This window comes from Arhodomonas sp. KWT (assembly GCF_010993615.1).
In genome coordinates, this window is sequence record NZ_WNXE01001173.1 from 1 (window position 1) to 501 (window position 501).

Consider the following 501-nt stretch of genomic DNA (forward strand, 5'->3'; position numbering starts at 1 on the left):
GGGATGAGCGTGTAGACTCTGGGCGACAACGGGACGATGACCTCAGGGAGGAGGCATGGCGATCACGGACTGGCCGGTGGCGGAACGCCCGCGGGAGAAACTGCTCGCGCGCGGCGCCGGCGCGCTCTCCGATGCGGAGCTGCTGGCGATATTCCTGCGTACCGGGCGCCAGGGGCGCACGGCGGTGGACGTGGCCCGGGAGATGCTCTCGGCCTTCGATGGGCTGCGCGGGCTCATGGAGGCGGACCAGGCCCGGTTCGCCGCTCACCCGGGCATGGGGCCGGCGAAGTTCGCCCAGCTCCAGGCGGTGCTGGAGATGGCCCGGCGCCATCTCCACGAGCGGCTGGTACGCGGGGACGCGCTCACCAGCCCCGACGATACGCGGCTGTTCCTCACCGCGCGGCTGCGCCATCAGCCCGCGGAGGTGTTCGCCGCGCTGTTCCTGGACAACCGTCACCGGGTGATCGCCTTCGAGGAGCTGTTCCGCGGCACCATCGACGC

The 501-nt window shown here is 71.7% G+C and carries 1 protein-coding gene; it reads left to right on the forward strand.

Annotation, left to right across the window (positions count from 1 at the left end):
* Positions 1-55 precede the first annotated feature (55 nt).
* Positions 56-501, forward strand: a 446-nt coding sequence (locus tag G7A99_RS24800; RefSeq protein WP_163144742.1) for a UPF0758 domain-containing protein, incomplete at its 3' end; no start/stop codon positions are given.